The organism is Flavobacterium sp. M31R6 (assembly GCF_013284035.1).
Lineage (GTDB): Bacteria > Bacteroidota > Bacteroidia > Flavobacteriales > Flavobacteriaceae > Flavobacterium.
In genome coordinates this window covers 3,612,491-3,637,577 of record NZ_CP054141.1, presented here as the reverse complement: position 1 = coordinate 3,637,577, position 25,087 = coordinate 3,612,491, and the positions used below count along the sequence as shown (strand labels likewise).

General features: G+C 32.3%; 18 protein-coding genes and 1 CRISPR repeat array. Of the genes, 3 read left to right on the top strand and 15 right to left on the bottom strand.

From position 1 onward, the window contains the following. Window positions 1-166: 166 nt before the first annotated feature. The 4 genes from hemN to HQN62_RS14965 all read right to left on the bottom strand — a co-directional run bounded on the left by hemN (window position 167) and on the right by HQN62_RS14965 (window position 4,941). The gene (gene hemN / locus HQN62_RS14980) at window positions 167-1,531 is read right to left on the bottom strand and encodes an oxygen-independent coproporphyrinogen III oxidase (protein ID WP_173504983.1); all 1,365 of its coding nucleotides are present in this window, start codon (window positions 1,529-1,531) and stop codon (window positions 167-169) included. Between the two features lie 124 nt (window positions 1,532-1,655). Further along, window positions 1,656-2,126 (bottom strand): hypothetical protein, encoded by a 471-nt coding sequence (locus HQN62_RS14975; RefSeq protein ID WP_173504982.1) that lies wholly within the window; start codon window positions 2,124-2,126, stop codon window positions 1,656-1,658. Window positions 2,127-2,237: 111 nt separating this feature from the next. After that, window positions 2,238-2,585, bottom strand: coding sequence for a hypothetical protein (locus HQN62_RS14970; RefSeq protein ID WP_116797656.1), 348 nt, complete (start codon window positions 2,583-2,585; stop codon window positions 2,238-2,240). Window positions 2,586-2,928: 343 nt separating this feature from the next. Then, window positions 2,929-4,941: a DUF349 domain-containing protein gene (locus HQN62_RS14965; protein ID WP_173504981.1), complete on the bottom strand. Its 2,013-nt coding sequence runs from the start codon at window positions 4,939-4,941 to the stop codon at window positions 2,929-2,931. Window positions 4,942-5,316: 375 nt separating this feature from the next. On the opposite strand from HQN62_RS14965, the gene cas9 reads away from it, so the two are divergent. Both cas9 and HQN62_RS14955 read left to right on the top strand, forming a co-directional pair. After that, complete coding sequence (cas9, locus tag HQN62_RS14960) at window positions 5,317-9,684, top strand: type II CRISPR RNA-guided endonuclease Cas9 (RefSeq protein ID WP_173504980.1); 4,368 nt, start codon at window positions 5,317-5,319, stop codon at window positions 9,682-9,684. Between the two features lie 36 nt (window positions 9,685-9,720). Further along, the gene (locus HQN62_RS14955) at window positions 9,721-9,861 is read left to right on the top strand and encodes a hypothetical protein (protein WP_173504979.1); all 141 of its coding nucleotides are present in this window, start codon (window positions 9,721-9,723) and stop codon (window positions 9,859-9,861) included. A gap of 101 nt (window positions 9,862-9,962) precedes the next feature. Further along, a CRISPR array of direct repeats spans window positions 9,963-12,572; the repeat unit is 36 nt; unit sequence GTTGTGGTTTGATTAAAGATTAGAAAACACGATATT. A gap of 106 nt (window positions 12,573-12,678) precedes the next feature. Here the strand turns inward: HQN62_RS14955 and cas2 are convergent. From cas2 to HQN62_RS14925, 6 genes are all read right to left on the bottom strand, one after another. Beyond that, the gene (gene cas2, locus HQN62_RS14950; protein ID WP_173504978.1) at window positions 12,679-13,008 is read right to left on the bottom strand and encodes a CRISPR-associated endonuclease Cas2; all 330 of its coding nucleotides are present in this window, start codon (window positions 13,006-13,008) and stop codon (window positions 12,679-12,681) included. After that, window positions 12,984-13,883, bottom strand: coding sequence for a type II CRISPR-associated endonuclease Cas1 (gene cas1, locus HQN62_RS14945; protein WP_173504977.1), 900 nt, complete (start codon window positions 13,881-13,883; stop codon window positions 12,984-12,986). Before cas1 ends, cas2 begins: the two co-directional genes overlap by 25 nt. A gap of 499 nt (window positions 13,884-14,382) precedes the next feature. After that, window positions 14,383-15,132 carry a shikimate dehydrogenase family protein gene (locus HQN62_RS14940; RefSeq protein ID WP_173504976.1) on the bottom strand — a complete coding sequence of 250 codons (750 nt, stop codon included), beginning with the start codon at window positions 15,130-15,132 and terminating at the stop codon, window positions 14,383-14,385. Continuing rightward, window positions 15,132-16,529, bottom strand: coding sequence for a tetratricopeptide repeat protein (locus tag HQN62_RS14935; protein ID WP_116797659.1), 1,398 nt, complete (start codon window positions 16,527-16,529; stop codon window positions 15,132-15,134). The genes HQN62_RS14940 and HQN62_RS14935 overlap by 1 nt, the downstream gene beginning before the upstream one ends. A 177-nt stretch (window positions 16,530-16,706) precedes the next feature. Beyond that, on the bottom strand, window positions 16,707-17,888 hold the full coding sequence (locus tag HQN62_RS14930; protein ID WP_173504975.1) for an aspartate aminotransferase family protein: 1,182 nt from the start codon (window positions 17,886-17,888) through the stop codon (window positions 16,707-16,709). A gap of 125 nt (window positions 17,889-18,013) precedes the next feature. Then, the gene (locus HQN62_RS14925) at window positions 18,014-19,642 is read right to left on the bottom strand and encodes an OstA-like protein (protein ID WP_116797661.1); all 1,629 of its coding nucleotides are present in this window, start codon (window positions 19,640-19,642) and stop codon (window positions 18,014-18,016) included. Between the two features lie 285 nt (window positions 19,643-19,927). Here HQN62_RS14925 and HQN62_RS14920 point away from each other — a divergent pair, with 285 nt between their 5' ends. After that, a complete protein-coding gene (locus HQN62_RS14920; protein ID WP_173504974.1) occupies window positions 19,928-21,799 on the top strand; it encodes an alpha-amylase family protein in 1,872 nt (623 codons plus the stop codon). A 61-nt stretch (window positions 21,800-21,860) separates the two neighbouring features. Here the strand turns inward: HQN62_RS14920 and HQN62_RS14915 are convergent, their stop codons facing one another. Genes HQN62_RS14915 through HQN62_RS14895 form a run of 5 tightly spaced genes read right to left on the bottom strand, consistent with a single transcriptional unit; the run spans window position 21,861 to window position 25,015 of the window. Further along, window positions 21,861-22,637: a superoxide dismutase gene (locus HQN62_RS14915; RefSeq protein WP_116797663.1), complete on the bottom strand. Its 777-nt coding sequence runs from the start codon at window positions 22,635-22,637 to the stop codon at window positions 21,861-21,863. A gap of 13 nt (window positions 22,638-22,650) precedes the next feature. After that, on the bottom strand, window positions 22,651-22,917 hold the full coding sequence (locus HQN62_RS14910; RefSeq protein WP_111408894.1) for an acyl-CoA-binding protein: 267 nt from the start codon (window positions 22,915-22,917) through the stop codon (window positions 22,651-22,653). Continuing rightward, window positions 22,917-23,570, bottom strand: coding sequence for a phosphatidylserine decarboxylase family protein (locus HQN62_RS14905; protein WP_116797664.1), 654 nt, complete (start codon window positions 23,568-23,570; stop codon window positions 22,917-22,919). The genes HQN62_RS14910 and HQN62_RS14905 overlap by 1 nt, the downstream gene beginning before the upstream one ends. After that, window positions 23,560-24,411 (bottom strand): phosphatidate cytidylyltransferase, encoded by an 852-nt coding sequence (locus HQN62_RS14900; protein WP_116797665.1) that lies wholly within the window; start codon window positions 24,409-24,411, stop codon window positions 23,560-23,562. Before HQN62_RS14900 ends, HQN62_RS14905 begins: the two co-directional genes overlap by 11 nt. Before the next feature lies 1 nt (window position 24,412). Continuing rightward, window positions 24,413-25,015: an LUD domain-containing protein gene (locus HQN62_RS14895; protein WP_116797666.1), complete on the bottom strand. Its 603-nt coding sequence runs from the start codon at window positions 25,013-25,015 to the stop codon at window positions 24,413-24,415. Window positions 25,016-25,087: the final 72 nt, after the last annotated feature.

Sequence of the window (25,087 nt, the reverse complement as noted above, 5' to 3'; positions counted from 1 at the left end):
GATGGCAGTGGAGCTCTTTTTTTGATTCCTTTTTTGAGGAATCAAAAAAAAGCGGGAACGTACAGCACGACCCGCAGTTTTTACGGAGGGGCACGCCCAAAAGAGCTTTAAAAAACAGGTGAATTAAATTAATATGATATTCTTTTAAGATATCCTTAGTTTTCTTTTAAATGGTCATTGAAAATAATGCTGTCTCTGGCGCTTTTCTTTTTAATCTTAAATCGAAGGCCATACAAATGTTGCGAACATATGGTTTTCCTTCTTCGGTAATAATGATCTTGTTGTCACCTATAATCAATAAGCCATCGTTTTCCATTTCTTTTAGCTGAAATACAATTTCTGGGATTTCAGAAACATAATTTGCTGAATCCTCCCAACTGGTTTCAAATTGGCACATTAGATTTAAAATGTGTTTCCTGATAATTAGATCTTCAGTAGATAATAAATGCCCTCTATAAATAGGTAATTCGTCTGATTCTAGTACTTTGTAATACTCTTCTATGGTTTTGACATTTTGGGCAAAGCTGTACCAGCTGTCGCTTATGGAGGAAACACCTAAACCAATCATCAATTGAGTTTTGGAGGAACTATAGCCCATGAAGTTTCTGTGTAATTTTTTGTCTTCAAACGAATGATATAAACTGTCCGATTTTAAGGCAAAATGATCCATTCCGATTTCATAGTATTCATTTTCAAAAAGCAGTTCTTTTCCAACTTCGTATAATTTTCTTTTGGCGTCGTCTTTAGGAATATCTTCATCATGAAATCCACGTTGTCCATTGCCTTTTATCCACGGCACATGGGCATAACTATAAAATGCCAAACGATCTGGTTGTAAGGAGTTTGTCTTTTCGATAGTATCCACGATATCTTCAACTTCTTGAAAAGGCAATCCAAAAATAATGTCATGACCTATTGAAGTATAACCAATTTCTTTTGCCCAAAAAGTAACCTTAGCAACATTGTGAAAAGGCTGTATTCTATGAATGGCTTTTTGTACTTTTTCAGAATAATCCTGTACCCCAAAACTCACTCTTCTAAAACCCAAATCATATAGCTTTTTCAAATGGGCAAGAGTAGTATTATTGGGATGTCCCTCAAAACTGAATTCATAACCTTCAGCTTTTTCGGCAAGCGAGAATATTCCGTTTATTAATTTTTCAAGGCTTTCTATGGAGAAAAATGTTGGTGTTCCTCCGCCCAAGTGGATTTCTTTAATTTTTGGTTTTTTGCCCAAGATATCACGGTAAAGTGTCCATTCTTTTAGAACGGCATCAATATAAGGATTTTCAACATTGTGGTTTTTGGTGATGCGTTTGTTGCAACCGCAAAAAGTGCATAAGCTTTCGCAAAAAGGCAGATGAATGTATAAACTAATGCCTTCTTCGTCATTACTTTCCTGAAATGATTTTTTTAGGGTTTGTATCCAAGTTTCATTAGTAAATCCTGACTCATCCCAATATGGAACCGTAGGATAACTTGTATAACGTGGCCCAGGAACATTGTATTTTTGAATAAGTGAGGTCTTCATAAATATGCATTTTATATGATGTCAAAATTAAGGTGACTTTTTTAGGATTAAAATGATATTTATCATATTCGTTTATAGTCATATACAAACAAAGAGGTTCATTCGAACCTCTTTGTGGAGTTTTTTATAGACTTTCATTAATTAAACCGACCCATTTTTTTGCCAGTTTATGGTCTTCAAACAAACAATTGAAATCTAAAAAATGATTTTCGATATTATAGATTGGAATCATTTCTTTCTTCATGGTGTTCTTATGAACCAGTTCTATTTCGACTTTTTCCATTGTGCCTAATCTGCTTCTGGTAGTTTCCAGTAGAGTACACAGAATAATGTTTGTTAAATCCACAAAATAAACTGTTTCTTTCTTATAACTGAAATCAATAAATAGAAAGCCTTTATTCTTCTGGTCTATGGACAGAATTTTTTTGTTCTGTGTTTCCGTTAATTCAAAATTATAACGATTGTTTTGGCTGTATTGTTTCTTTATCTCTTTTATTTTTGCTCTATTATTTATATTGGAGCGGAAGACTAAAGTTAACGGAATACCTATTAAAATTGTGATTATAAGACCTATTATGGTTACTGATGTGTCCATTTTTTATTTTTTTTGTAATTATATATAATGATTTATTTTCTTGATTCAGATGAAAACAAGAAGGATTTAAAAGTTGTTTTAACTTTTATAATACGGAATCATGATATTAAATCACCAAAAATAATGGAAGGGGAAAAGTAAAATCGAGATTTTTCTACATCGATCGATGTCTTGATCTGATAAAACTATTTTAAGATTACTTTCTTTAAAACTTGAAAATAATGGAAGTGTCGTATTGGAGTCGTCTATATTGACTGGAATACGGTTGTTGTGTTTTAGGTCAGGATTGTTTCTTTCTATACTGGGTTGGACGAAATGAGAAATGCTTAAACTTTCTTTACTGAATGAAGTGTTGTTATCCTTTCTAAAAGAAATGGTAGCATCGTGATTTGCACTATAGGCAAAACTAAACTGAATCAGTAACCCTGTAAATACGATAAATTTCCAAAACTTTCTCATATTGCAAAAATAGAGAATAGGTTTTTGTTTAAGGAGTGTATTATGGTAAATGAAAGTTAAAATTAACCCGTTGGGTGAAATTAAAATGAATAAAAAAAATGAACCACATAGAGACATAGATTTATAATTAGTGCCAAAGAATAGCTAGAAAATAGTGCCATTTTTTCTCATAGATTGCTATGTGAAAAGTAAAACGTCTATCAAACGCTTTAAATTATTACTATTTTCTATGTTTCTATGTTGTTAAAACAATTTCACCCAACGGGTTAAAATTATATATTTTATAAAAAAAGCCTCAAACTTATTAAGGTTTGAGGCTTTGTATCTATTTGTGAATTTAAACTTATTCGATGTTTAAATTTCTCAATTGTTTTAGTTTTTCTTTCCAAACATCTAAGCTTTCTTTATGGATAGCAATGTTTTTTCGAACTTCCAATACGATTGAATTTTCTTTTTTTGCGTTTTTTGTGTTAGTGAAAAACTGAATGTTATTCTCTAGTTGGAAAATTTCATTTTGTACTTCTTCAATTTTACGCATCAAGAAAATCTTCTCATTATCGAGTTTTCTAGTGTCATTGCTTTCAGATAAATGATCCATTCTGTTAGAAAAACGCATCATTTCGGTATCTTTTTTGCTTAAGCTTAATTTTTCAAATAAAGCATCAAGAATTTTATTGAATTTACCTTCGATATGTCTTCTTGGGAAAGGAACTTTACCGAAGTTTTTCCAAGTTTCAATATGCAATTTGATAGCATCTAAATCTGTTTTGTGATCTCCTGTTAATTGGAATTCTCTCAACGTTTCTAAGTAGGCTTTCTTCTTGTCAAAAGCCTCTACTTCGTCAACGTTTTCAACACTTTTGTGTTCTTTTAATTTGTCAAAATAGTGATTGCAAGCTTCTCTAAATTCGTTCCAGATTTTATCAGAGTATTTTCTTGGAACGTGACCAATTTTTTTCCACTCCTCCTGAATTTGTTTCATGATAGGAGTAGTGCTGGCAAAATCAAGACTTTCCTGTAGTTCTTTGGCTTTCTTTACCAAAGCAATTTTTTTGTTCAGGTTGTCGTTTTGGTCTTTTTTGATGTCTTTGTAAAAAGAATTTTTAAAGCTATTGAAATTTCTAACGGCTGTTTTGAAAGCGGCCCATGTAGCTTCGTTAACATCAGCTGGAACTTTTCCTGCTGAGAAAAACTCAGAACGTAAAGCTTCTACTTTTTCGATTTGGGCTAGCCATTGCGAATGTGCATTCACTTTTTCGGTAGCTAAAACTTCAATTTTGGCAATAATTTCTTTTTTCTTTTCTAAGTTTTCAAGCTCGGTTCCTCTTAAGTTTTCAAACAATACTTCACGCTTATCATGCATTTTTTTTGTTAGTTCACTAAATTGGTTCCAAATTTCATCGCGATGTTCTCTTGAAACAGGACCTATGTCTTCTTTCCAAATTCTGTGTAAATCTTGAAGTTCTCTAAAAGCTTTATTGATGTCAGCTTCTTTAAGTAATTCTTGAACACGTGCAATGATTTTTAGCTTTTGCTCTAGATTGTATTTGAAATCAATATCCCTTGCTTCTCTGTCTAAGTGCAAATAATCATAAAAATTTTCTACGTGAAAATGATAATTATTCCAAACGTGATTGTATTTATCTTTTGGAATTGCACCTGCATTTTTCCATCTTTCTCTTAATTCATTAAAATGATTTAAAGTGTCTTTGATGTTTGCTTGTGGATTGATTAATTCTTTTAGTTCTTCTACAATAGCCAATCTAATTTCTAAGTTAGTTTTCAAATTAGATTGCAAACTCTTAAAGTGTAAGTTTTTATTGTCTTTGTAGATTGTATAATATTGATCGAACTTTAATTTTAGTGGAGAATGGTATTGGAATTCTTCGTTAGGATCTTGATTTTCCTGATTGAATTCTTCCCTTTTTTCTTCTATGAGGTGATTGTATTTGGCTAAAAATGCTTTTCGAATTTCTTCAACATGCTCTTTAATTGACATTACTTTTTCATTTGTAACCAAATTTTTCAATTCACTTACAAGTGTTTCCATCGGTAATGCATCATAATCAAGCATTGGAATATCATGACGTTCTTTTAGCGTTTCATCTTCACTTTCTTCAGCATTTGTTTCAGCTATGGCGTCTATCACGTTTTGCTTTTCGTCTGTTTCGTTTTCATTCGGAATTACTGTTTCAGAAACGGGGTTTACCGTATTTTCTTCTGCTGCAGCATCACTGATTTCACTTTCTGTTACTACAGACGCTTCTGATTGAATTGTTTCTTGCAATTCATTGGCTGTTTTTCCATCTATCTCAGTTTCTTTTAGAGATAGGTTATCGTTCTTTTCTTCTAACATTTTGTAAATGTATAAGGTTTTTATTTTTTGAGTGCGAAAGATAGTAAAGGTGTGTCAAAATTCAAAATAAATCATTTGTTTATAGTTTTGTTTTAGCGAAAAATCTTTCTTTATTGCTGTAATTTGAAATGTTTCTAGTTTATTGACTTGTTTTTTGATTTTTTTGCTGAAGTACTTAAAATGAAAAGTCCCACCGAAGCAGGACTAAAGATTTTCATCTACGGCATATAGCCTTATTGTGATAAGATTAAAGATTAGAAATTTTAATCAGTAACAAATGTAAATAAAAAGTAATTAGGTTTTGATGAGGAAAACCGTAAAGTGATTAATTATTTTTTTCATAGCTTTAAAAAATCTTACAAAATACAGATTGAAATGGCAAAAATATTAGGATTAGATTTAGGTACAAACTCGATTGGTTGGGCGATAGTGGAGAAAGAGGGGATAGAATTTTCTCTTATTGATAAAGGAGTTCGAATATTTTCGGAAGGGGTGAAGTCAGAAAAAGGAGTTGAAAGTTCACGTGCAGCAGAACGCACAGGCTTTAGAAGTGCAAGAAAAATAAAATTTCGTAGAAAATTAAGAAAGTATGAAACTCTAAAAGTACTTTCTAAAAATAATATGTGTCCAATATCTATTGAAGAAGTGGAAGAATGGAGAAATTCAGGATTTAAAAAATATCCATTGAATCCTGAATTTTTGAAATGGTTACGAACTGATGAGGAAGAAAATATTAATCCTTATGTTTTTAGGGATAGAGCCAGTAAACAAAACGTCTCTTTATTTGAATTGGGTAGAGCTTTTTATCATATTGCACAAAGAAGAGGTTTTTTGAGTAATCGATTGGATCAATCTGCTGAAGGAATATTAGAGGAACATTGTCCTCAAATTATCTCAATAATTGAAGATTGTAATTCTAATACTGAAATTCGAATTGAATTAAAAGATTATTTTTATGACAAGGGAATTCTTGATGAAACGAATAAAGGGGGTTTCAAAAAAGAGTTAGACGAAGGGGAAGCCAAATTGAAAACTTTATATAATGCTCTTTTAGGTATAGTTAAAAACAATGAAAATAAGTTTGTTACTGCCAAAGAAGAAATCATTGTAAGATTAAACAGAAAAGAAGATTTAGGAAAGGTAAAAGGTAAAATCAAAGACATTACCCAAGCTATGCTTGACGGAAATTTCAAAACATTAGGTCAATATTTTTTTAGTTTATACAATAATGGCAAAATTAGAAACCAATATACTTCAAGGGAAGAGCATTACCTTGAAGAGTTCAATATAATTTGCAAGACACAAGGAATTGGAGAAATCATAGACAATGAATTATTGCCTGAAAAAAAATACAATGGATTAGCTAAAGATTTATACAAAGCCATATTTTTCCAAAGACCATTAAAATCACAGAAAGGATTAATAGGAAAATGTTCGTTTGAAAAAAGCAAAACTCGTTGTGCTATTTCGCATCCTGATTTTGAAGAATATAGAATGTGGACTTATTTAAATACGATAAAAATTAGAACTCAATCTGATAAGACTTTACGATTTTTATCACAAGAAGAGAAACAAAGTTTAATTCCGAAGTTTTTAAGAAAAAAAGATAATTTTAGTTTTGAAGATTTAGCCAAAGAACTTATTCCAAAAGGAGCTACATTCAATTTCTATAAATCTTCAAAAGCAAATGAAGTTAATTATTTGTTTAATTACAAACCTTATGATACTGTAACAGCAAGCCCAGTTTCGGCATCATTAAAAAATGTTTTTGGAGAAGTTTGGAAAATCAAAACCATTTCATACAAAACTAAAAATTCAAAAGGAATTGAAGTAAATAGAACTGTAGATTATAAAGATTTATGGCATTTGCTGTCCGTTTCTACTTCTGATATTTACTTATTTCAATATGCAAAAGAAAAATTAGGATTGGATGATAAAAATGCAAAAGCATTTAGTAAAATTCGATTGAAAAAAGACTTTGCAAGTTTGAGTTTGAATGCAATTACCAAGATTTTGCCTTATGTAAAAGAAGGGTTATTGTATTCTCACGCTGTTTTTATGGCAAATATTGAAAAAATTGTTGATGAGTCTATTTGGAACGATAGTAATCAAAGAAAATTTATTCAAGATAAAATTGCTGAAATAATTGAAAATCACACTTTTGAAAACGGAAAATTAGAAGTAATTAATAGTTTGATAAAAGAGTATAAATCAGGAGATAAAGAAGAAGGGAAAAAAACGTTTTATTCTAAAGAAGCGGAATCATTGTTCAGGCAGGATTTAGATAAAAAGTTGACTCCTTTTATTAAATTTCATAAAATTGAATCTGATAGAGAATCAATTGTAAATGAACTATTCCCTGTTTTAATTGAGCAATTAAAACAGTATGAATATATTAAAATCAATCGTTTAGACGAAAAAGTTTTAGACTTTATAAAAGGTAAAAATGATGATGGCGAAATATTCTGTACAAATGAAAAGCGAATAAATAAGCTTTATCATCCATCTGATATAGAGGTATTTAAAAAGAAAATCATTAAAGATGAATTCGGAAATGAAAAAGTGGTTTTAGGAAGTCCTTTAACTTCTTCGATTAAAAACCTAATGGCAATGCGTGCTCTGCATCAATTAAGGAAAGTTTTAAATACATTGATTTTTGAAGGACAGGTTGATGAAAAAACGATAATTCATATTGAAATGGCTCGTGAATTAAACGATGCCAATAAACGAAAAGGAATTCAAGATTATCAAAATGAAAATAAGAAGAATCGAGAGGAATATGCCAAAGAGATAAGGAAATTGTATTTTGAGGAATGCAAAAAAGAGATTGAACCAACAGAAGACGATTTGTTAAGGTATCAACTTTGGTTAGAGCAAAATAAACAAGAAATTTATGAAGAGGGAAGAAACATAAGTATTTGTGATATAATAGGAAGTGATCCAAAATATGATTTTGAGCACACAGTTCCAAGAAGCCGCTCGCAAGATAATTCTCAAATGAACAAGACTCTTTGTAGTCAAAAGTTCAATAGAGAGATAAAAGGAAATAAAATGCCTATTGAGTTAAATAATTATCTTGAGATATTACCAAGAATTGCACATTGGAAAGAAGAATCAGATAATTTGACTAGAGAAATCGAAATAATTTCTCGCTCCATAAAAGCAGCAGCTACCAAAGAGCTTAAAGATAAAAAAATAAGGAGAAGACATTATTTAACTTTAAAAAGGGACTATCTAAAAGGAAAATATGACCGTTTTATTTGGGAAGAACCCAAAGTTGGTTTCAAAAATAGTCAAATTCCAGATACAGGAATTATTACAAAGTATTCCCAAGCCTATTTAAAATCATATTTCAAAAGAGTAGAATCTGTAAAAGGAGGAATGGTTGCTGAGTTCAGAAAAATATGGGGAATTCAAGAGAGTTTTCAAGAAAACGATAAAAAATATTTTCACGAAAAAGACCGAAGCAAACACACACATCACACCATCGATGCAATTACAATTGCTTGTATGACCAAAGAGAAATATGATACTTTAGCCAACGCTTGGACACACGAAGACAAAGGGCAACTTGGCGAAGCACGAAAACTATTAGCAGATTCAAAACCTTGGAAAACTTTTAAAGAAGATTTAATAAAGATTGAAGAAGAGATTTTAGTTTCACATTACACTCCTGATAATGTTAAAAAGCAATCTAAAAAGATAGTTAGAATTAGAGGGAAGAAGCAATATGTTGCTGAAACTGTCAAGGATGTAAATGGAAAGGCAATTGTTCAAAAAGATGCCGATGATAAAATAATTTTCAGGCTTAATAAGGAAGGAAAGCGAATTCCAAGATTGCAACAAGGAGATACCATTCGAGGTTCATTACACCAAGACAGTATTTATGGAGCCATTAAAAATCCGTTAAATACAGAAGAAATCCGTTATGTAATCCGTAAAGATTTAGAAAGTATCAAAGCATCTGATGTTGAGAATATTGTTGATGAAATGGTAAAAGAGAAAGTGAAAGATGCGATATCAAATAAGGTTTTATTAATTTCATCCAATGCTCAACAAAAAAATAAATTAGAAGGTATAGTTTGGATGAATCAAGAAAAAGGAATTCCAATAAACAAAGTTAGATTGTATGCTAATTCAGTAAAGAATCCGTTAAAAATTAAAACACATAGTGAATTGTCAAAATCTAGACATGAACATAAGCAAAAAGTTTATGGGCAGAATGATGAGAATTTTGCAATGGCTATTTATGAAGGAATTGATAAAAAAGGCAATGTTAAAAGGAGTTTTGAATCGGTTAATTATATGGACGCAGGAGCTTATTATAAGTTAAGTAATAAAAACAACAATTCTAACCCATTAGTTCCTATGATTCATTTAAAAACGCAATTACCATTGAAGTATGAAATAAAAAAAGGAGATTTAGTTTTGTTTTACAAAGAAAATAAAGAAGAGTTAAATGAAATAGGCAATCAAGATTTAATGAAGAGATTGTACAAAGTTATTGGTTTTGAAGGAGATGGTAGAATCCAATTCAGACATCATAAAACGGCAATGCAGCAAAGTAGTTCAAATAAAGAAGAATTGACAATTGTAAAATTTATGGCTGATAATAATTTAAAAAATTCGCAAGTTGATTTTGAAAATCCAGTGCCTTGGTTAAGGTTAAGAGTTTCTAATTGTGATTTTTTATTAATAAAAAAAGAATTTAAAATCACATCAACAGGAAGGATTGATTTTTAAAGTTTTACCTTCGGGGAAGTTTGAGAAAATATAATTATGGACGAATCAAAATTAACAAAAGAACAAATAGCGAAAATTCAAGCAAAATTAGATAGAGCTGAGAAAAGTGGTTTAGCAAAAAGGCAAACCAAAGAAGAAATGCTATTAGAATTTAAAAAGAGATTAGGTCTAGTCTGAATTAAATAAGTTCTTTGACATACAGTTTTTTCGTAGTCATAAACAGCCAAACCACAACTGAAAGGTATGGCATCCGCCCAGCAGGGATGCAGTAGCTTTCAGTTGTGGTTTGATTAAAGATTAGAAAACACGATATTCGTGCGTATTAACAGTAGCCTGTGTTATTGGTTGTGGTTTGATTAAAGATTAGAAAACACGATATTAATTCATCCTATCGTAATCCTCCATCTCTGGTTGTGGTTTGATTAAAGATTAGAAAACACGATATTCGTCGCAAGTTGCGCCTCTTGTTCGGTTAGGTTGTGGTTTGATTAAAGATTAGAAAACACGATATTTAGATCCGTTGATAATGTACTATAAAGCGAGTTGTGGTTTGATTAAAGATTAGAAAACACGATATTAAGTAGATACTTATCCGTATGTGTTGGCGCGTTGTGGTTTGATTAAAGATTAGAAAACACGATATTAGAATTAATTATTGATAACAAAGTTCCTAGGTTGTGGTTTGATTAAAGATTAGAAAACACGATATTCCCGCAACGAAGTTCGCGCACTCGAAGATAGTTGTGGTTTGATTAAAGATTAGAAAACACGATATTGAAGGATGCAAATCCTATTTCTTTTAGCTAGTTGTGGTTTGATTAAAGATTAGAAAACACGATATTTTTCGGGAACATTAAAAGTAAAGCTAGATAGTTGTGGTTTGATTAAAGATTAGAAAACACGATATTTCGCTCAGAAATATCAATGATATTCTTTGGGTTGTGGTTTGATTAAAGATTAGAAAACACGATATTAACAAACGGAAGGAGTAGACCAAGGTATAAGTTGTGGTTTGATTAAAGATTAGAAAACACGATATTATACAGTCATGACGTAATTCGTCAAATGGAGTTGTGGTTTGATTAAAGATTAGAAAACACGATATTCAAATTACCACAATTAAGATTAACAGCGTAGTTGTGGTTTGATTAAAGATTAGAAAACACGATATTAGTTCAGCTAGATGTATTCCAAATACCAATGTTGTGGTTTGATTAAAGATTAGAAAACACGATATTATTATTTTTTATATTACTCTATAGTACTAAGTTGTGGTTTGATTAAAGATTAGAAAACACGATATTCATGTTGCATACAAGATGGTAAAGGCGTAAGTTGTGGTTTGATTAAAGATTAGAAAACACGATATTATTCAAACGCTGGGTAATGCTAGGATTGTAGTTGTGGTTTGATTAAAGATTAGAAAACACGATATTGCCTCTTTGGTAAATTAGCATATCGTAATGGTTGTGGTTTGATTAAAGATTAGAAAACACGATATTTAAATTTATCTTAGTAGTATTCTGAATATAGTTGTGGTTTGATTAAAGATTAGAAAACACGATATTAGCTTACAAATAGGATAATAGCAGAAAATAGTTGTGGTTTGATTAAAGATTAGAAAACACGATATTGAGGTGCGCAATTTTAGCCTTAAAATCTAGGTTGTGGTTTGATTAAAGATTAGAAAACACGATATTAAGGGTTAAATTAGTAAGCTACTACGTAGAGTTGTGGTTTGATTAAAGATTAGAAAACACGATATTTACTGGAATGGGTGACTTACAAGGCGATTAGTTGTGGTTTGATTAAAGATTAGAAAACACGATATTCTTTCTTTGTAAAACACATTCGAATCATTAGTTGTGGTTTGATTAAAGATTAGAAAACACGATATTAAACGGATATCCATCCTTCACTTCAAACCAGTTGTGGTTTGATTAAAGATTAGAAAACACGATATTTAAATTTATCTTAGTAGTATTCTGAATATAGTTGTGGTTTGATTAAAGATTAGAAAACACGATATTATGTTTACGATAATTCAGGAGATGAAACAGGTTGTGGTTTGATTAAAGATTAGAAAACACGATATTTGAAATTTATTTTTATTTGCGTTTGTATCAGTTGTGGTTTGATTAAAGATTAGAAAACACGATATTTTTTTCAGATGAGGAACAAAGAGTAATATAGTTGTGGTTTGATTAAAGATTAGAAAACACGATATTGAAGTAGAATTCATTGCATCGGCATCATAAGTTGTGGTTTGATTAAAGATTAGAAAACACGATATTATATGTAATTTGATTACACTCATCAATAAAGTTGTGGTTTGATTAAAGATTAGAAAACACGATATTCAACTTTGGCAATTCCTGTGTTTGCGGTATGTTGTGGTTTGATTAAAGATTAGAAAACACGATATTATGATGTTGTAATCGTTCATTACGTAGTCGGTTGTGGTTTGATTAAAGATTAGAAAACACGATATTAGCACCATCCAAATCAACAACTGAATAATTGTTGTGGTTTGATTAAAGATTAGAAAACACGATATTTACATCGGCTGCGTTTTTAAGCTCATTATCGTTGTGGTTTGATTAAAGATTAGAAAACACGATATTAATTGTGGAGCGTGTATTTCTAAATCAATAGTTGTGGTTTGATTAAAGATTAGAAAACACGATATTTTTCCACTCTATTGGTGATTGGACTCCAGTGTTGTGGTTTGATTAAAGATTAGAAAACACGATATTAGAACGTTTACTTTTTTACAAACATTATTAGTTGTGGTTTGATTAAAGATTAGAAAACACGATATTATCGGGATTCGAGGGTTGTCTTATGATACGGTTGTGGTTTGATTAAAGATTAGAAAACACGATATTAGTTGGCTTGTTATCTTCTAATTATCAATAAAATAAAGAGAAATATCGTAAAATAAAATGCTCCTTTTTGGCACGTGATAGGCTAGATTGGAGCATTTTTTTATTTCTAGAATAATTCCAACTGCGTGGGCGCATCTACCGCATCTTGTTTGGCTTTGCCCAAATAATTGATAATCATTCCAAATTGTTTGTCAGTAATTCTTAAAACACTGACTTTGCCTAAAGGAGGAACGAGTTTGTGAATCCGTTTTTCATGCACATCGGCGCTTTCGCCACTGGCGCAATGACGAATGTAAACTGAAAACTGCATCATGCTAAACCCATCTTTGAGTAGATTTCCTCGAAATTGGGAAGCATTCCTGCGGTCTTTTTTGGTTTCCGTAGGCAAATCAAAAAACACAAACAGCCACATTATTCGGTACCCATTGAGTTCCATAATTTTGGATATTTAATTTTCTTTCTTTGTCCGGTGAAGCATTGCTGCAGAGAGCTCGCTGTTTTTTGCAATCCAACCATAAGGGGGCTTTTCTCGTCTTTGAAATAAACAGTTTGCGTAAGAATTTGCAATAATTCTGATTTTAGCACTGTGTTCAATTCTTGCTCATCGTAGCGTTGCATAATTTGATATACTTTTTCGTCCACGATTGGCCTAAAGGGTTCCATAATATCGTCTGCAAGAGCAAAAGCATTGTATTTGCTCTTGTGGTGAATACCTAATGTGTTCAATAATCCGCTTCCGGATAAAGCTCTTGCCGTTGCAGCTCGAAGAATGGCATAGCCGTAATTGAGAAAATTATTGGGATAATCACCAAATCGTTCCCTTTTGAAATCATGTTCAAAAAATGATTTCCAATATTGTTGGGCAGCTACTCCTTCCATATTGGAAGTGTCGCCACTCAACACTTTGCTTGCCAAGAATTCGAAAGTGTTTTTGTTTTGGGTAATTTTCTGTAAAAGAATACCTTGGTTTGTGATTTTCTCCATTATGGTTTGTTGCCACAATTGTTTTTTTAGCGGTATGGAAGCCTCAATCTGATTTTTGAATATCTCCTGTTGAATGTGATGGCTGTTGAGGTTTAGAAGCATGCCGTTTGGCAGATGGTTATTGGAACAAATAATCACGGCTGTATTATTTTCTACCATCAAATTCATGGCTGGGATACTTAAGTAAATTTCAGCATGGTCAAGAACTAGAAAACCTATATCTTCTATTGGGATGGAGCTCTCCCTTATTTCAGATTTAATCACAAGCTGCAGATTTTTGGTACTAATAGAAGATTTGTTTTCGATAAGTATGGTTCTTTTTAGCATAATTCGTATGATTAATTAAAAACAAGAGCCTGATAGTCATATAAATGTACGAATTATATCATTGTCGCTATTGTGGAAAACCATAAAAAGAATAGAAATTAAATAATTATGAGAGAGTTTTTAGATAATCTACATGCAAAGAATATTTCGTTCGGTAATGTATTTATGTACTCAATGATTCAAATTGTTGGAAATCTGAATTCGATTACTATTTTTTTTTTGGATGTTGGCAAAAAAGAAAGGATGCTAACTCTTAGCCCCGGTTGAAGTGAAAATCATTATAAGTCAGGGTTTGGCTTATAAGATTGCAACGAAAAACGGGATGGTGCTAACAAAAAGGGGAAAATGGTTCTGCTCCAAAATTGATGCTTTGAACTCGGATTAAAAGTGTGCTAAAAAACATTCATGGGAATCTCTAAAGTCTTGGTTTTCTATAAAAAAAGCCCTCAAAAGGATAGTTCCATTTGAGGGCTTTTGAGTTATCTAAAAAGGGAGGGTTTTATTTATTCCAAATCTTCCAGGCTTTCTCTGCTTGAAAAATAAGCATGTCCAAGCCATTTTTAATTTGAGCGCCATGTGCTTTGGCTTTACTAAGAAATTGGGTTTCTGCGGGATTGTAAATCAAATCGTAAGCAATGTGTTTCTCTGTAAAGAATTCATAAGGAATCAGTGGGAATAAATCAACATTCGGGCTTGTTCCAACCGGAGTACAATTGATTATAATTTGGTAGTTGTCAAATGTTGTGGCATTGATAAGACTGTAATCAATACAATTTTGTTTGGCTTCGCGAGACACAAAAGTGTAAGTGATATCCAATTGATCCAATGCAAAAGCTACTCCTTTTGAAGCCCCTCCGGTTCCAAGAATAAGTGCTTTTTTGTGATGTGGTTGCAATAACGGTTCAAGAGATTTCTTGAAACCGTAATAATCGGTATTGTAACCTTTTAGTTTTCCTTTTTTGGTGAATTTTATGGTGTTTACGGCTCCAATTTGTTCAGCGTTTTTAGATAGTTTATCCAAAAAAGGAATCACAGACTCCTTATAAGGGATAGTTACGTTTAGTCCATTAAGGTCTGTATTGTTTTTTATTAACTCGGTAAAATCATTAATTTTGGGAATATCGAAATTTTCATAACTGCATCCTTCAAAATGTTCTTTGCTGAATTTTTCTGTAAAATATCCTTTTGAAAAGGAATAACTGATATTGCGGCCTAATAAACCAAAACGTTTTCTTAAAACTTCAATCATTATTGTTTTTTATGTTTGTCAATATAATTTCGCACCATTTTTTTCTCCCAGACTACAGGGAATAAATCTTCCAAGAGGATGTAATTGTTATAATTCAAACGCAAAGCATTACTCAAATGGAATTTTGCTTTGATATTGTCTGAAATCATAAAATACAATCCTGCCAAACGATATTCTACTTCGTTTTCTTCTGGGAAGTACTCGGATGCTTGTAATAATGTTTGAATTGCGCTTTCGAATTCGCCTAAAAATTGTAAAATGTCAACCCAGAATAACCAGGTGTCGAGTTGGTAATCCCCAAATTCTACTGCTTTTCTATATCCAAATTCGGCTTCTTCAAACAAGTTCATTTGTTTGTTGATGGCTGCAAATCGTTTCCAATACAATTTATTTTGGTTGTCAATGGCTAAAGCTTTATTGACAAAAAACAATGCTTTTTGGAAGTTTTTTTGACGTACATAAAAATCGGTAATCGCAATCCATCCTTTGTCCAAAAGTGGATCTTCATGTACTGTTTTGTTGAAATATTTAAGGGCTAAAACTTTGTTGCCTAATTTTTCATAACATTTCCCTATTCGAAGCAAGGCATAGGATGTTGCATCGTCCAATTCAATGGTTCGATTGTAACTTTCAATGGCAAGGTCGTACTTTTTTAGACGTTCCAATGCTTTTGCTTTTTCCATAAAAGCACCAAGAAATTCCTCGTCTATAAGAGTTGCATAATCAAAAGCACGTATGGCGCTTTCGTATTCTTTTACGCCATAGTACAAGCGTCCCAATTGATGCCAAGCAATCTCACTATATGGGTTTTTGTCAATGTATTTGTTTATATATGCTATTGCTTCTTGGTTTTGATCCAAAAATTCAAAGCAATATACCACATTGTATAAAGCCGATTGGTCTTCGAAATCTTCTTCCAGACATTTAATGAAACTTTCTTTGGCTAATTCTAGATTGTCCATAAAAAGATATTCCATACCGATTAAGTTGTAAACATCTGCATAGTCATCGGTGTATTCTAGAGCAATCTTAAGCATTTCTACTGCTTTTTCATGCTGATCCCTTTTGGAGCAAATATTGGCTTTCTGGATGTAAATTTCTTCGTTTGTGGGTTCAATGGCATACAGCTCATTCAATAACTTTTCGGCTATTTCGAGTTTGTCGTCATAAATGAGCATTTCTACTTGAACTAATTTAAGCCCACTGGATCTTGGGTGTTGTTCCAGAGCTAATTTTAAAGCTTTTTTGGCCAATGCTGACTTGCCCATGTCGAGGTAATGAAGAATGATTTCTTCAAATTCTTCGGAGTCAAAAAAGAGTACTTTGTTGGTTTTCAACATGGACTCAAATTTGGATAGGGATAAGTTATACTCTTCTTCTTCGTTGCTTAATTGCATACTGTGTGTTTTTAAATTATCCTAAAATAAAATTAGGAAAACGTATTGTTGAAATGAGGAAGAATTTTATTTGTTGTGAACAATTTAATTAACAGGTTTCAATGGCAATTTCAATGTCAATATCAAATTTTTAAACCTATTCAAAAATCTAAAATCTGCATTCTGAAATCTGCAATCTTAAATCTTAATTTCATTCATTACTTCAAGAATTATCGCGCAGCCTTCTCTGATTTCTTCTTCGGAAATTGTAAGAGGTGGTGTTATTCTAATCGCGCATCCTTCAAAAAGCAACCAAAATAGAATTAAACCTCTGTCTTGACATTTTAGAATGACTTCATTCGTAATGTCTGCACTCGCTGTCATAGCAGCAAGCATCAATCCTTTTCCTCTTATTTCTTGTATCAAAGGATGTACCAAAAGGGATCTAAAGAGTTTTTCTTTCTTTAAAGCTTCTGTCATGATGTTGGTTTCAGTTAATTCTTTCAAAGTGGCCAAACAAGCTGACGCAATGACAGGGTGACCTCCAAATGTGGTGATATGACCTAATTTTGGATTTTCGGTTAGTAAATCCATCATTGCAGTTGAAGCTGTGAATGCACCTACAGGCATACCACCGCCCATTCCTTTTCCCATAACAACGATATCCGGTACAACATCATAGTTTTGGAATCCGAAAAGTTTTCCCGTTCTTCCAAATCCCGGTTGTATTTCGTCGAGTATCATCATTGCACCTACTTCGGTACATCGTGCTCTTACTTTTTTCAGAAAATCATTATGAGGCTCAATAAAACCAGCTCCTCCCTGAATTGTTTCCAGTATGATTCCGGCAGTTCTGGTAGTTATTTTTTGTAAATCGGCTTCGTTGTTGAATGTTATAAAATCGACATCTGGAAGCAATGGACGAAAAGCTTGTTTGCGTTCTTCAAATCCCATAACGCTCATCGATCCCATTGTGTTGCCATGATAGGCGTTGAGGCACGAAATCAATTGACTTCTCCCTGTAGCTCTTTTGGCTAGTTTTAAGGCGCCTTCTATACCCTCGGTTCCCGAATTAACTAAATAGGTTTTGTCTAGAGGAGAAGGCAGGAGTGAGGCCATCAATTTACAATATTCCACCGCTGGGCTTTGGGAGTATTCACCATAAACCATAACATGCGAATATTTGTCTAACTGATCCTTTATGGCGTCATTCACTCTCTTGTTTTGATGTCCTAGTGTGCAAGCCGAAACACCTGCAACAAAATCTAGATATTTTTTGTTATTTGTATCAAAAATATAAGAACCAATGGCATGCGAAACTTCCATGCCCAATGGATAGGGTGAAGTTTGTGCTTGGTATTTAAGGAAATCAGGATTCACGGTGCTTTTTTTATTAATGTTTTGATTGCTGATTTAAGATTAACGATTTTTGACTCGAGCGATAGCGAACTGGCGAAGCATTTTAGATGTTTAAATCTGCACTCAAAAATCGTTATTCCTCAATCTTAAATCTTTTTCTTCTTATCGTAATTCAACGTTTCTTTTCGAATTTTCATTGGGACAGCTTTTTTAGCTTTGTCTTTTGTTGTGGCTTCAATGACTTTGAGTTCTTCGGCATTTTCTTCTTCACTAAAAACGTCGTCTTTTGATTTTATTCTTTCATCTCCGCGCCATTTTAGTCCTTTGAGTGTTCTCGCGTTTTCGGGCAATTCGGATTCGGGATAAATATCGCCATCCACTTGTTTGAAAAAAGTGATGGTTTCTATTGTGTTTTTATCAAAAAGAATATTGATTTTACTGCTCACATTTTTGTTGATACCAATTAGTTCCTTGGCATCATTCCGCATATAATAAATCACTTCTGCATTTTTTATGATATCCACATCATGGAGTTTCCCTTCTTGAAATTTTCCAAATAAGTTTTGCCCTTTTGTCTGATTAAATCCGGTACCAAGAGTGTCCTTCGAGACCAGAAAAGTGTTGTTGAGCACTTTGAGCGAATCAAGTTTTTGGGTCTTTTTATCTCCAATGAGGTGCATCACATCACCTGTAATTTGGCTTTCACCATTCCATAGTATTGGGTTTCCAATCAATTTTGTTAGACCTAATTTTGAGCTGGAATGGATAGAATCACATTTTCCGCTCATATCTGTTTTGTAAAAACGAACATTATTGAAGGCGCGAATGATTCGGTTTCCTTCTTTTCCGGTAACCATGAGTTTTTTGCCATGAATATAAACCGAGTCGTTATCTACAAAATTAACAGCCAAGGCTCTTTTTGTCACAAACATGGAGTCTTTCTTTTTGTATAATTCGGCATAATGTCCTCGAATTACTCCTCGATTAATAGAATCGGTTATTTTTACATTTCGTGTTGCAGAAGCAAATTCTTTGTTTCGGTCATAATACAAACTATCTCCTTTTATCACTCGATCATCATACCTAATGTAAGATTTGTCCAGAAAATGGGCTAGATTTTTCTTGGTATCGTAGAAGCCTTTTTCGGTGTAAATATAATTGGCTTTACTTGTTATTGTTGATGGACCAAAAAGGTACGAATGACCTGAATTACTGTAATAATCCAAATGATTGGATTTGATTTCGTATGTTTTGTTGGTAAGTGTTACAGCAGTTAGGAACTGGAATTTTTTCTGGGTAACATAATATCTTCCGGACTTACTTTTTAAGGTATTGTCTTTGTTAACGATAGTTCCGTTTGTATTGTAATATACTTCTTGTATGTTTCTGTCAAAATAGATTGTGTCCGTAGCCAAAGTTGCATCTGGTGAACTCATTACTGCATTTCCAGTTGCAAATGCTTTTTTTAATTCACCACTGTATTCTGCATAATTACTGTTCAAATACAAAGTGTCGCCTTGTACCAATTGTACATTTCCAAAAGCTTTCAAATAATTTTCTTTCTGAAAAAAATAAGCTTTATTACAGGTTAAAATGACTCCGTCGTGACTAACTCTTACATTTCCAGTAAGCAAAAGCGCATCTGGAATCTTAAGTTGATCGACATCAGCAAAGTCAGACTGTTCAATATGTATTTTTTTGGGAGCTTGTGCCAAAACAAGATTTGCACTAAGAAATACTAGGCTATAGATAATGAAATTTAAAGATTTCTTCAATGGTCTTAATTTTTTTGTAAATTTATGAAAAATGGGGCAAACCCCTTATATATTAGGATTTATTTATAACAGTTTGTCATTTGAATTATAAGAGCGATTTTTTTAAAAAATATTTATAAACAAAAGGATTAGCTATTACGTTGTAGTGGTTTTTTAATTGTAAACTAACCTGAATCAGTAGGTTTTGGTGGTTATTTTTTTGAAAAAAGCGTTAAATTTATGGATTGATACCGAATACAAATATAGTATCAAATCTATATTTTTAATTTTTTATAATTTAAAAAAATGATCACAAAAAAAATAGTAATGGCAGGAATAAGTGTTTTGCTTATAGCGACTGCATGTAAAACTAAAGATGTAAAAATGAGTGTACAAAAGAAAGAAACCGTCTCTGGAAATAAAGCAGTAGTTTATCAAGTTTTTACTCGATTGTTTGGTAACAAAAATACAACCAATAAACCATGGGGTACTATTGAAGAAAATGGAGTTGGAAAATTTAACGATTTTACAGATAAAGCGCTTCATGAAATAAAAGATTTAGGTGCTACCCACATCTGGTACACAGGCGTTCCGCACCATGCTGTTATACGAGATTATACAGCTATCGGGGTTTCAAATGATGATCCAGAAGTGGTAAAAGGAAGGGCAGGATCACCTTATGCTGTTAAAGATTATTACAACGTGAATCCTGATTTGGCAGTCAATCCTGAAAAGCGTTTGGAAGAATTTGAAGCTTTGATTAAAAGAACCCATAAGGCAAATCTTAAAGTAATTATTGATATAGTTCCCAATCACATTGCTCGTAAGTACGAAAGTAAAAGTAATCCAAAGGGAGTGAGGGATTTTGGTGCCGATGATGATGTTACTGTGGAATACAAAAGAGACAATAACTTTTATTACATTCCCAATACGCCTTTCCAATTACCTGATGGTGACAAGCCTTTGAACGGGGAAAGCAATCCGCTTATTGACGGTAAATTCGAAGAAAATCCAGCTAAGTGGACTGGAAATGGTTCTCGATTGGCAAAACCGGATAAAAATGACTGGTACGAAACGGTTAAAGTAAATTATGGTATTCGACCTGATGGTTCAAAGGACTTCCCTGAATTACCGGCTGGCTATGATAAACTATCCTATAAAGAACATTTTGATTTTTGGAAAGATAAAAATGTCCCTAGTTCTTGGACTAAATTTAGAGACATTGCTTTGTATTGGACCGCCAAAGGTGTTGACGGTTTTAGATATGATATGGCCGAAATGGTTCCTTACGAATTTTGGAGTTATATGAACTCAGCAATAAAAAATGTAAATCCAGACGCATTCTTAATGGCCGAAGTATACAATCCGAAAGAGTATCGCAATTATATCCATTTGGGAAAAATGGATTATTTGTACGATAAAGTAGAGACTTACGACAAACTGAAAGATATCATCCAAGGAAAAACTCCACCAGATGGGCTTTCATATATTCAAAGTGGTTTGGCAGATATTGATATACACATGTTGAAATTCTTGGACAATCACGATGAACAACGATTGGCTAGTCCAGAATTTGCAGGTTCTCCCGAAAAAGGAAAACCAATGATGGTAGTTTCCACTATGATAACTTCAGCGCCTATTATGATTTATTTTGGACAGGAAGTAGGAGAGGCAGGCAACGAAAATGGTGGATTTGGCTCTCATTCCAGAACATCAATTTTTGATTATGTAGGAGTTCCAAATCATCAACGATGGATGAATGATGGTGCATTTGATGGCGGAAAGTTATCGCAAAGCGAAAAAGAGTTACGTGATTTTTATAAACGATTGCTCAATTTCTCTGCAAAAAGTTCTGCAGTAATGGGACAATTTCAAGATCTTCAAGAAGTAAATCGCAATGCTGGCCTTGGTTACGATCCTAACCATCTGTATTCTTTTGTACGTTGGTCAGATAATCAAAAACTAATTGTGCTTACTAATTTTTCATCAGAAGCTTCTAATACTTTTGAGCTAAAAATTCCTGCTGATATAATTAGTAAATGGAATTTGAAAGACGGAAGTTATACGATAAAAGATCAGCTGTATGAAAAAAGTATCATTCAATTACAAGTTGTGAATGGAGAAGGAAAAACGTCTATTACAATACATCCGTTAGAATCATTTATTTACCAGTTGTAAAAGTGCTCGATAAAATAAAAAAGCTGAAGTAAAATTAATTTTACTTCAGCTTTTTTATTCTTTACTTTTTAAAAGTAGCTTTATAATTTTCGTTTACTTTTTCCCAATTTATTATATTGAAAAAAGCATCGATATATTTTTTCTTTTTGTACTGATAATCCAAGAAATAAGCATGTTCCCAGAGGTCAATTCCTAAAATTGGTGTTCCGTGAAATCCAGCAACAGGAGCATAGGTCATTAATGGATTGTCTTGATCCTGAGTTGTGGATAATTGCAGGACTCCTGTTTTATCAACTACCAGCCAAACCCAGCCAGATCCGAATTGTTTAGTTGCAGCGTCTTTAAATACGGTTTTGAAATTGGAAAATGAGCCAAAATCTTTAGTGATCTTTGAAGCTAATGTGTCTGTTGGTTCGCCACCTGCTTTTGGTCCTATGGTTTTAAAGTACAAACTATGGTTGTAATATCCACCTGCATTATTACGTAATACTGGATCGTTGATGTCTAATTTGTTTAATATATCTTCTATCGAAAGGTTTTCTTTGTCAGTTCCTACAATCGCCTTGTTTAGGCTGTTGGTATAATACAAATAATTTTTATAATGTGATTCTACTGTCAAAGCTGATAGATCAGGTGATAACGCATCATATCCAAAAGGAATTTTTTCCAATTGAAAAGATCCTTCATCCGCTTTTAAATCATTTGGATTGCCTATAGAAACTTTCTCTTGTACTGTAGGTAAAGGGACTTCGACAACTTCAGTTAATTTTTTATCGTTACAAGAAATTAAAACCGAAATAAAAAGCAAATGAGCTATTAGAAAAGTATTTTTTTTCATAAGATTAATACAATTACTTTATTAAGGAATGAATTAGTTCAATATATTGTTGTTTGGCTTCGTCTTGCGTTAGATGACTGATTTGAATCCAAGCATTGGTTTTGAACGCATTTCTTAAGTCGGAATTGTCCGTAACGGTAAACTTGGTTCTGTCAAATGTCGCATGCTTGTAAAAGGCATAAAGACGTAACTGGACATCTTGTGGTAAAGATGCTTGGGTCATAAAAGAAGCAATTTCAACAGCTTCCAGAAATTGTTTATCTAAATCTTTTTCAATCATTAAGGTTTAATTGCAATTATAGTTTTTCCTCCAATTGCTTTTTGGTCAAGTACCACATTAATTGGAGTACCTATTGGTAAAAATATATCTACTCTTGAACCAAATTTAATAAAACCAGCATCGGTACCTTGTACTACTTGCATTCCTTCTTGGGCATAATTTACAATACGTCTGGCTAAAGCACCGGCAATTTGACGATACAATATCGCACCAAATGTTTTATTTTCAACAACAACTGTGGTTCTTTCGTTTTCTTCACTTGCTTTTGGATGCCAAGCTACAAGAAATTTACCGGGATGGTATTTGCTGAATTTTACAATACCACTTAGAGCATAACGCGTAACGTGAACATTTATAGGAGACATAAATATAGAAACCTGAATTCTTTTGTCTTTGAAATATTCAGTTTCAAATACCTCTTCTATAACAACAACTTTTCCATCTACTGGAGCAATAATATGGTTCTCATTTATTTCTACTGTTCGTTTTGGATTTCTGAAAAATTGCAAAATGATGATTAATAGCAATAGAGCAGCTATTTCAATGGTCATTTTAATCCATTCTGTTTGAATAAAACGATCTGATACTAAACAAACGATGGCAGTAAAAATAGTGCCAAATAAAATACTTTGAGTTCCTTCTTTATGAAACATAACTTAAAATTTGATAAAATAAAAATATTATTGGTGCTACAAAGATAACACTATCTAGTCGATCTAGGATGCCTCCATGGCCAGGCATTATGTTTCCACTATCTTTTTTTTCTGAAATTCGTTTGAATTTGGATTCTACTAAATCCCCTATTGTTCCAAAAATACCTACTATTAAGGCAATTATGATCCAAATGTAAGTGTTTTTTTCAGGGAGCATCAAAAAATATTTTGATATAAAATAACTGGCAATTAATGCAAATCCAATTCCACCCAAAAAGCCTTCGATGGTTTTTTTAGGGGAAATTCTTTCAAATAATTTATGCTTACCAAAAGTTTTACCAACTAAATAGGCAAAAGTGTCATTGGTCCATATTAAAATAAAAATACTGATTAGGATGTTTGGATTATAGCCTTTTATTCCAAAAGGTATTTTTGTAATTATAATAAATGGTAAGACAATATATCCAATTAGGTAAGCAAATTTTGAAAAAGTATCTACTTTTAAATTTTTATTATCAAATAGAAATACGATACATTTTAAGGAAACAACTAGTGATAAAAAAAGTACAGCCAAATCAAAATTTTTGCTGTAGCGTAATATATAAAAAATGCCGTCTACCTTTGCAGCTACAGCAATTTTATAAAAAAACAAGTAAAATATAAGGGCAATTGCAATAGGGGCAATTTTGTTTAAGTGAACTAAATTGCAAAATTCCATTACCGCTATCAATAAAAAAACTCCAAATAGAATGAAAAAAGTTTCTATAGAGTATTGTATTGAAGCTATTAATAATAAAATGTAAATAGCTCCAGATATTGACCTTTTTAGTGTTTCATTCATTTTAAAGATCTTCTAAAAGCAATAAATATAAATTTTTGGCTGAGCTTCCGTATTGAGTAAAATCTTCCTCTTTTGCTTTTTCAAAATATTTTATTGTTGTGATATTTGTTGGGTATTCTGTCAAGTATTTTTTTCTAATAGCACTAAGGCCATCACTTTTTCCTTCTACTATCTGGCTAGTATTGGCTAAAATAATGATGTTAGTGGGTAAATCATTAGGTTTTTTTTGTTTGATTTGATTTGAGGAAAACAAAATGGAACCTTCTTCGGCTACTAGATTTTCACAGCTCGACAATAAAAATTTGGGATTTATGTTTTGACCGTAAGTGAGTTTATTTTCATCTAGCAAAAAGTGCAATTTAGGTTCATAGCATAAAGCTTCACTTTCAAACCAATCGTTTTCTTCAAGTATATTTTCAAATTGTTCTTTTACTTCATTTAAGTTTTCACAGTATAAAAATTTACCCCCATTTTTTTTGAAATTATAGATAAACTGCTCATCCAAAGGGGAATTAATATCTGGATTTGGTCTGTTTGAATGGCCGCTTCTAGCTTCATCTGAAGAGGGGTCGTTAGAACCAAATAATTTTTTAAAAAGATTCATAATTTGTTAATAATCGTTTTGTGTTACTTGAAAACGTTCAAAGATAAAAAAATCTTAATTCAAAACAGGGTT

What these genes read in the sequence shown, in the direction of transcription:
- HQN62_RS14940 (WP_173504976.1), bottom strand. Translation starts at nt 15,132, where the DNA reads ATGATTGAAGTTTTAAGAAAACGTTTTGGTTTATTAGGCCGCAATATC.
- HQN62_RS14970 (WP_116797656.1), bottom strand. Translation starts at nt 2,585, where the DNA reads ATGAGAAAGTTTTGGAAATTTATCGTATTTACAGGGTTACTGATTCAG.
- HQN62_RS14895 (WP_116797666.1), bottom strand. Translation starts at nt 25,015, where the DNA reads ATGAATCTTTTTAAAAAATTATTTGGTTCTAACGACCCCTCTTCAGAT.
- cas1 (WP_173504977.1), bottom strand. Translation starts at nt 13,883, where the DNA reads ATGCTAAAAAGAACCATACTTATCGAAAACAAATCTTCTATTAGTACC.
- HQN62_RS14955 (WP_173504979.1), top strand. Translation starts at nt 9,721, where the DNA reads ATGGACGAATCAAAATTAACAAAAGAACAAATAGCGAAAATTCAAGCA.
- HQN62_RS14915 (WP_116797663.1), bottom strand. Translation starts at nt 22,637, where the DNA reads ATGAAAAAAAATACTTTTCTAATAGCTCATTTGCTTTTTATTTCGGTT.
- HQN62_RS14900 (WP_116797665.1), bottom strand. Translation starts at nt 24,411, where the DNA reads ATGAATGAAACACTAAAAAGGTCAATATCTGGAGCTATTTACATTTTA.
- hemN (WP_173504983.1), bottom strand. Translation starts at nt 1,531, where the DNA reads ATGAAGACCTCACTTATTCAAAAATACAATGTTCCTGGGCCACGTTAT.
- HQN62_RS14975 (WP_173504982.1), bottom strand. Translation starts at nt 2,126, where the DNA reads ATGGACACATCAGTAACCATAATAGGTCTTATAATCACAATTTTAATA.
- HQN62_RS14905 (WP_116797664.1), bottom strand. Translation starts at nt 23,570, where the DNA reads ATGTTTCATAAAGAAGGAACTCAAAGTATTTTATTTGGCACTATTTTT.
- HQN62_RS14920 (WP_173504974.1), top strand. Translation starts at nt 19,928, where the DNA reads ATGATCACAAAAAAAATAGTAATGGCAGGAATAAGTGTTTTGCTTATA.
- HQN62_RS14910 (WP_111408894.1), bottom strand. Translation starts at nt 22,917, where the DNA reads ATGATTGAAAAAGATTTAGATAAACAATTTCTGGAAGCTGTTGAAATT.
- HQN62_RS14965 (WP_173504981.1), bottom strand. Translation starts at nt 4,941, where the DNA reads ATGTTAGAAGAAAAGAACGATAACCTATCTCTAAAAGAAACTGAGATA.
- cas9 (WP_173504980.1), top strand. Translation starts at nt 5,317, where the DNA reads ATGGCAAAAATATTAGGATTAGATTTAGGTACAAACTCGATTGGTTGG.
- cas2 (WP_173504978.1), bottom strand. Translation starts at nt 13,008, where the DNA reads ATGGAACTCAATGGGTACCGAATAATGTGGCTGTTTGTGTTTTTTGAT.
- HQN62_RS14935 (WP_116797659.1), bottom strand. Translation starts at nt 16,529, where the DNA reads ATGCAATTAAGCAACGAAGAAGAAGAGTATAACTTATCCCTATCCAAA.